Origin of the sequence: Ruegeria arenilitoris (assembly GCF_013032855.1) — a bacterium.
Taxonomy (GTDB): domain Bacteria; phylum Pseudomonadota; class Alphaproteobacteria; order Rhodobacterales; family Rhodobacteraceae; genus Ruegeria; species Ruegeria arenilitoris.
On the sequence record NZ_WQDA01000005.1, the window covers coordinates 372,396 to 378,477 of the forward strand.

Genomic DNA, 6,082 nt, shown 5'->3' on the forward strand with positions numbered 1-6,082 from the left:
GTCTCAGACCCACTTGGCCAGCGGCGGCAGGCTCATCAGCACTGCGTCTGGGTCATGCCCGGTTTCCAGCCCGAATTTCGTGCCCCGGTCATAGACCAGATTGTATTCGGCATAGAGCCCGCGGTGCACCAGCTGGGTGTCTTTGTCCGCTTCGGTAAAGGGCTGCACGCGCCGCTTTTCGACCAGCGGCAGAAAGGCCGGCAGGAAAGCGCGGCCAATGTCCTGGGTCAGCGCGAAATCGGCCTGCCAGTCTCCGGTGCAGTAATCATCCATGAAGATCCCGCCGACGCCCCGGGCGCGCTTGCGGTGCGGGATGTAGAAATACTCGTCGGCCCACTCCTTGAGGCGCGGATAGTGCCCTGGTCCGTGCGGGTCCAGATGCGCCTTCTGCGTGGCGTGGAAATGCGCCGTGTCCTCGGGGTACTCGATGCAGGGGTTCAGGTCGGATCCGCCGCCGAACCACCAGGCATGCGGCGTCCAGAACATGCGGGTGTTCATGTGAACGGCCGGGACATGCGGGTTTTGCATATGCGCCACAAGGCTGATGCCCGAGGCCCAGAACCGCGGGTCGTCGGCCATACCGGGGATGCCCTTGCGCGCGGCCATCGCCTGTTGTGCCCGCTCGCCGAGCGTGCCGTAGACGGTCGAGACATTGACGCCGACCTTCTCGAACACGCGGCCACCGCGCATGACCGACATCAGCCCACCGCCCGCGTCCGAGCCATCCTCAGACTGGCGTCGAGTTTCCTTGACTTCGAACCGCCCGGCGGGGGCATCGGAAAACGGCCCCGCGTGGTGGCTGTCTTCCAAAGCCTCGAAGGCCGCGGCGATTTCGTCGCGCAACTGGCGAAACCAGGCCGAGGCGGTGGATTTTTCCGTTTCAAACATCGTCAGGCTCAATGCGCGGGGGCGGCAACCGGGTCCAAAAGGGTCCGTCCACCGTCAATTGTCAGGACTTGCCCGGTAATGAACGCAGCCGCGTCCGAGGCAAGGTATTGCGCCGTTTCGGCCAGCTCGGCCGGGGCGGCAATGCGGGCCAGTGGGGTATGATCCTCAATGTCCCGCCGATAGTCCCGATTGTCTTTCAGGGTGGCCTGCAGTGATGCGCTCATGACCGACCCCAACGCAATCGAGTTCACGCGAATCCGATGAGGCGCAAGCGCCACTGCTAGGGACCGGGTCAACTGGTCCTGCGCGGCGCTGGAAACCGAATAGGCCAAAAGGCCTGGATGCGCGCGCTGACCGGCGATCGAGGACAGGTTGATGATCGAACCATTCGGTCCCTCTTCCTGATTCTCGGATTGTTTGATCATCCGCTTGGCCACAAGCTGGCTCAGCCGCAGGGCGGGCATCAGGTTCTGGTTCAGAAGGGTGCGAACCGAGTCGTCTTCCAGGTCCAGCGGATCCGTCGGGATGACCTGTCTGGCCCCGTTGACCAGAATATCGACCTGATCGAATGCATCCAGAGTGGCCGAAAGGAGGTTGGCGATCGTCAGCTTTTCGCGCAGATCACCGGCGAAGTAGCGGACGTTGCTGTCGTCGGCCTGTTCGCCCAGTTCTTCTGCCAGACGTTTCTCGTCCATGTCGGCGAACATCACGTTGGCGCCCGCATCGGCAAAGTGACGGCCGATGGCAAGGCCGATGCCGTTGGCGCCTCCGGTAACGATGGCGGTCTTGCCGGCTATGGAAAAGGACATGTGTTTCCTCCTGAGTCGCGGCGCAGGTTAATCGGCTTCACCGCCGAGGGCGAGAGGCGTGGAATACCTTGAACCGGTTGTCGCCTGCAATTTCCTCGACCCGCGCAAACGCGTCAGTCAAAGTCGTTTCATAGGGGAGATGGCGGTTGGCGACCATCCACAAGTGGCCCGAGCGGGACAGGTTGCGCGCGGCGGCGGTGATGAACCCACGCCCCAGGTCGGGATCGGCGCTGCGCGACGTGTGAAACGGCGGGTTCATGACAACGGTGTCCACGGGTTCTGGCGCAGACCACGTCACCGCATCTGCCCAGTGGAACTGTGCCCTTGGGTCGGGCACGTTGGTCCGGGCGCATGTCAGGGCAGTATGGTCGGCTTCGACGAGATGCAGCGTGCGCACAGTGTCATCCTGCAGCAGCCCGGAGGACAAATAGCCCCACCCGGCACCCAGATCGGCGACCCGAGGTCCAAGCTTTGGTGGAAGGGTCTGGCGCAACAGTGCCGAAGCAGGATCGACCCCGTCGGCCGAAAACACCCCGGGCGCGGTTTGGAAGCCATCCGCCATCTGTCCTGTGGGCGCGGCCCAGTCTGCAAATGCGTCGGGATCGGCCTTGAACCAGAAGATCTTGCCATGCGCCTTGGCGATGGGGCCCTCGATCTCGACCCGCTTGCGAACGTCCTTCAGCAAGCTGTCCACGCCATCTGTCTTGGCACCATCAACGGCAACCGTTCCCGAGGCCCGGCTGCACGCATGATGGATCATGGCGCGTGCCTGCGCTTTGGCGCGGGGCAGAAACAGAACCACGTCTTCGCAGGCGCTGTCGGTTTCGGGCACAGCTGCAAAGCCGCGGTCCCGGAAATGGTCGTGGAATGGTTTGAAAGGTTGAACAATCTCGACACCGTTCGGCAGCGCCGACAGGTCATGATCCGGCGTCGGTCCAATGACCGATATCGGTTCCGACAGGGTCAGGCCCGAGTCGAGGGCGAGAGACAATCGTGAGGACATCAGAGCGGGTTGAAGGGGGCAGAGGCGCGCGTCGCGACCCTACTCCTCTCTCTCCATGGTGCATTGAAGCGGGTGTTGGTGCCGACGAGCGAAATCCATCACCTGCCCAACCTTGGTCTCGGCAATCTCGTGGCTGAATACGCCGACCACGGCTACACCTTTCTTGTGCACGGTCAACATGATCTCGAAGGCCTGCGCATGGGACATCCCGAAGAACCGCTCGAGCACATGCACCACGAATTCCATGGGCGTGTAGTCGTCGTTCAACAGCAGCACCTTGTACAAGGGCGGTCGTTTGGTCTTGGGCTTGGTCTGAACAAGGATTGACGTGTCGCCATCGTCTTCCGATTTGCCAGCCATCATCCAACGGGCTTCAATCATGTCGCGAGATTTTCCGATTCACACTTCGGGTCGTTTCAGGGCTTATATAACGTCGACCCACCCAGAGGAAAGAGCAACCGGGCGGATTCGAAATGGATGAAAACCTGACCATTGTCGCTTTCGACGCTGACGACACCTTGTGGCACAACGAGCGTTTCTTTCAGCTGACCCAAGCGCATTTTGCTGCGCTGCTGGCGGATCATGCGGACCGTGACCATCTGATGGAGCGGTTGTTGGCGGCCGAGAAGCGCAACATCCGCCACTATGGGTACGGCATCAAGGGTTTTGTCCTGTCGATGATCGAAACAGCAATCGAGGTAACGGAAGACAGGGTACCGGCCAGGGTCATCCGCGAATTGATCGAAGCCGGGCAGGAGATGCTGTCCCACCCGATCGAGCTGTTGCCTCACGCGCGGGAAACGGTCGAGACAATCGCAGGCACCCATCGTATTGTTCTGATCACCAAGGGTGATCTCATTGATCAAGAGCGCAAACTGGCCCAATCGGGATTGGGTGAACTGTTCGACGCGGTCGAAATCGTGTCGGAAAAGACGCCCGACACCTACCGCGAAGTCTTTCGGCGGATGGGGCAGTCACCTGCCGGTGCCATGATGGTCGGCAATTCGATGCGGTCGGATGTGGTCGCGCCGATCCAGGCGGGGTGCTGGGGCGTGCACGTACCGCACGGTCTGGTGTGGGAGATCGAGCAGGCCGAAATCCCGACAAGCCATCCCCGTTTTCGGGAGATACGCGATTTGGGAGATCTTCCTGATTTGGTCCGGCAGATCTCCTGACCTGTGACAGATTGGCCCCAGTTTCAAATTTTCACGACGAAGCCGCGCCAACTTTCTGACATCTTCGCCGTTTTGGTGTCGGCCATCCGTTGGGCCGCAACATCTAGACGCCACCGAGCAGAGCCGCTGCCGCGGATTTTTCAGCTTTCGGTTTATTTCAGCAGTGCTGTGTGTTAGCCTCGACCAAATAATCAAAAAGGCTGACCGGGAAAACTCGGCGGCGCGAGGCAGACAGAGGCAAAGATCGTGCAGATTCGGCGGATAGTTCCGGCGCGGGCGGGCTTGCTCGTAGTCACAGTGATATGGATTGCGCTTGTCCTGGCGACTCAGGCGCTTGCGGCTCCTTATGCGGCAATGGTCATCGACGCCAGAACCGGAGAGGTTCTGCATTCCCGCAACGCCGATACCAGGCTGCACCCTGCTTCTCTCACCAAGATGATGACCCTCTATATCGCCTTCGAAGCGGTGCGGAACGGTGAGATCACACTGGACACCCAAGTGCGGATCACCAAGGCCGCGGCGGCCGAGCCACCCTCCAAGCTGGGCCTGCGGGCGGGCCAGACCATCGCATTCCGTTATCTCATCCGCGCGGCCGCTGTGAAATCGGCCAATGACGCCGCGACCGCGATCGGCATCGCTCTCAGCGGATCCGAGGCCGCCTTTGCGCGCCGTATGACCCGCACGGCCAAGGCCATGGGCATGAGCCGCACAACCTTCAAGAACGCACACGGGCTGACCGAAGCGGGCCATCTTTCAACGGCGCGTGACATGACCACGCTGGGTCGTCACCTGCTTTATGACTATCCTGAGTATTACAACCTGTTTTCACGCCAATCGACACATGCGGGGATCAAGACTGTTCCGAACACCAACCGGCGGCTGCTGGCAGCCTACCGGGGCGCGGACGGCATCAAAACCGGGTACACGCGCGCTGCGGGCTTCAACCTTGTTGCTTCGGCCAAGCGTGGGGACAAACGGATCATCGCAACCGTGTTCGGCGGCAAATCCAGCACCTCGCGCAACGCCAAGGTGGCCGAGCTGCTGGATATGGGATTCCGGCGCGCCCCGTCGCGCGCTCCGATCCGCAAACCTGCCCGTCCGGCATATGCCGGGAATACTGGGCTGGGTGGCGCCACCCAATTGGCCAGTGCGGTCCGCGCACCACAGCGCAGCCTTCGACCTGTGATGCGACCTGGGGCAGGGGTTGCCATTCAGGTTGCCGGCGCCGTGGCTGAAACCGCCGCCAAGAACGGTACACGTATTCAAGACGGCATCGCCGCAGCGATCGCCGCAGCGGATATCGCGCCGACGGCGCCTCCGGTCGAGAATGCCGACACGCGTCCGGCCCTGCGCCCCGAGAACCTTGTGCTTGCATCGACCGAGCCCGCAGAAGTCGTGGCCGAGCCCGAGCAGGAAGTCGTTACCCGTCTGTCCACGTCGGGCGGGCATCTTTGGGGCGTCAATGTCGGGCGCTACACCACCCGCTACGAGGCCGAGAAGGTTTTGCTGAAAACGGCTCTGTCGGAAATGACGACGCTGGAGGGTACTTTGCGCAAAGTGAACCAGAGTTCACGCGGGTTCGACGCGACCTTCCAGGGCATGACCCGCGAGCAGGCGGATCTGGCCTGCCGCCGCCTGAAGGCGCGCAATGTCACCTGTTTCATGATCGGGCCATCATAAGGTCCGACACTCTCTCCTGGATCGTTGCTGGCCGCGAATGGATTTCGCGGCCTTTTTTGTGCCTTGAGTGGGGTGGTCATTCGGTCCGGCCGGAGGCCAATGGCGCTGTGCGCGTCAAGTACATGGGGGAGGCGCAATACGCTGTGTTCGGCGCACCAACGCTTGTGCGTTCCGAGCCGCCAATCGGGCACAGAGTGAGTCGACTCATGGGGCGCGAGTCGAGTGTTCTTGTGGTGATGTCCGGGCGCTTTCGCTATATATAGTGGTCTGGTGAGGTCGGGCTTAGAAACCAGCGGGTCGGGCTTGATCTACGGGGGTGAAATTCCCAACGGTGGAGCTAGGTGGCTGTTGTCTAAGTATCTGACAAGCATTGATAAAAATAAAATCAGCAAAAAAGTTCGGCAGTTTGTCATTTTCTGCTTGCGGTGATTTGTAGTTATCCTTAGAACGCCCTTCACCGGCGCTGCTGAGGCGGTGTTGGTTGGTCGGATGGACGGCCTGACGGACTGGAAAGACGGTTGAGACGC

General features: G+C 61.2%; 7 protein-coding genes. 2 read left to right on the top strand and 5 right to left on the bottom strand.

All coding sequences use genetic code 11. From position 1 onward, the window contains the following. Positions 1-3: 3 nt before the first annotated feature. The 4 genes from hemF to clpS are packed head-to-tail and all read right to left on the bottom strand — an operon-like array spanning position 4 to position 3,081. Positions 4-888 (bottom strand): oxygen-dependent coproporphyrinogen oxidase, encoded by an 885-nt coding sequence (gene hemF / locus GOW72_RS17475; protein WP_170367761.1) that lies wholly within the window; start codon positions 886-888, stop codon positions 4-6. Positions 889-896: 8 nt separating this feature from the next. After that, the gene (locus GOW72_RS17480; protein WP_170367763.1) at positions 897-1,697 is read right to left on the bottom strand and encodes an SDR family NAD(P)-dependent oxidoreductase; all 801 of its coding nucleotides are present in this window, start codon (positions 1,695-1,697) and stop codon (positions 897-899) included. Between the two features lie 37 nt (positions 1,698-1,734). Next, a complete protein-coding gene (locus tag GOW72_RS17485; protein ID WP_170367764.1) occupies positions 1,735-2,700 on the bottom strand; it encodes a class I SAM-dependent methyltransferase in 966 nt (321 codons plus the stop codon). A 39-nt stretch (positions 2,701-2,739) separates the two neighbouring features. Further along, the gene (gene clpS, locus GOW72_RS17490) at positions 2,740-3,081 is read right to left on the bottom strand and encodes an ATP-dependent Clp protease adapter ClpS (RefSeq protein ID WP_093963054.1); all 342 of its coding nucleotides are present in this window, start codon (positions 3,079-3,081) and stop codon (positions 2,740-2,742) included. Between the two features lie 92 nt (positions 3,082-3,173). Between clpS and GOW72_RS17495 the strand changes: the two genes are divergently transcribed. Continuing rightward, positions 3,174-3,875: an HAD family hydrolase gene (locus GOW72_RS17495; protein WP_170367766.1), complete on the top strand. Its 702-nt coding sequence runs from the start codon at positions 3,174-3,176 to the stop codon at positions 3,873-3,875. 354 nt (positions 3,876-4,229) lie between these two features. Further along, positions 4,230-5,555 carry a D-alanyl-D-alanine carboxypeptidase family protein gene (locus GOW72_RS17500; protein WP_425328552.1) on the top strand — a complete coding sequence of 442 codons (1,326 nt, stop codon included), beginning with the start codon at positions 4,230-4,232 and terminating at the stop codon, positions 5,553-5,555. Positions 5,556-5,837: 282 nt separating this feature from the next. Here GOW72_RS17500 and GOW72_RS18900 read toward each other — a convergent pair. Continuing rightward, positions 5,838-6,082 (bottom strand): hypothetical protein (locus tag GOW72_RS18900; RefSeq protein ID WP_217358182.1); only part of this gene is annotated, 245 nt, incomplete at its 5' end.

Coding starts and splice junctions, on each gene's coding strand:
- GOW72_RS17500 (WP_425328552.1), top strand. CDS start 4,230: ATGGTCATCGACGCCAGAACCGGAGAGGTTCTGCATTCCCGCAACGCC.
- GOW72_RS17480 (WP_170367763.1), bottom strand. CDS start 1,697: ATGTCCTTTTCCATAGCCGGCAAGACCGCCATCGTTACCGGAGGCGCC.
- GOW72_RS17485 (WP_170367764.1), bottom strand. CDS start 2,700: ATGTCCTCACGATTGTCTCTCGCCCTCGACTCGGGCCTGACCCTGTCG.
- hemF (WP_170367761.1), bottom strand. CDS start 888: ATGTTTGAAACGGAAAAATCCACCGCCTCGGCCTGGTTTCGCCAGTTG.
- GOW72_RS17495 (WP_170367766.1), top strand. CDS start 3,174: ATGGATGAAAACCTGACCATTGTCGCTTTCGACGCTGACGACACCTTG.
- clpS (WP_093963054.1), bottom strand. CDS start 3,081: ATGATTGAAGCCCGTTGGATGATGGCTGGCAAATCGGAAGACGATGGC.